This is a genomic window from Stenotrophomonas maltophilia (assembly GCF_013464485.1).
Classification (GTDB): domain Bacteria; phylum Pseudomonadota; class Gammaproteobacteria; order Xanthomonadales; family Xanthomonadaceae; genus Stenotrophomonas; species Stenotrophomonas maltophilia_AW.
Genome location: NZ_RAUX01000092.1, coordinates 1 through 467 on the forward strand (window position 1 = coordinate 1; position 467 = coordinate 467).

A 467-nucleotide genomic window follows, 5' to 3' on the forward strand; every position below is an offset into this window, starting at 1 on the left:
GGTAGGAAGCGGCCGCGCAAGCGCCGCTTTGGGCACAGATCGGGCACAGATCGGGGGTTCATGCGTGGGTTTTCGACATCGCGGGGCCRCGCAGCGGCTCAGTGCGTAGCCATTTCTCACCGAATCCCGGCACAGGGCCGAGCGCAGCCCTGCGGGGTCGTGGCCGCATCGGATCGGACTCTGGCTTGGCTGCCGGCTGTGTGGCCGGCACCTCGTCACGCGGCCGGCGGCGGCGCGCGCGCTGCGGGCCGGTAGTGCGCTTGCTCCAGCGCGCCGTGCTTCTCGAAGTGGGCGAGGATGGCGCGGATGGCGGTGGGTTCCTCGATGCTGGCGACGATCCGYACCGCGCCGCCGCAGTGGGCGCAGGTGGTGAYGTCGATGGAAAAGACCCGCTTGAGCCGTTGCGCCCAGCTCATCGCACGGCGCTTCTGCTCGGGGCTGCGCGGCTCGTCGTGGGCGCTTGCGTC

Annotated in this window: 1 pseudogene; it reads right to left on the minus strand. The window is 71.1% G+C overall.

From position 1 onward, the window contains the following. Positions 1–215: 215 nt before the first annotated feature. Positions 216–467 (minus strand): annotated as a pseudogene (locus D7Y61_RS22440) (hypothetical protein); the annotation flags it as partial.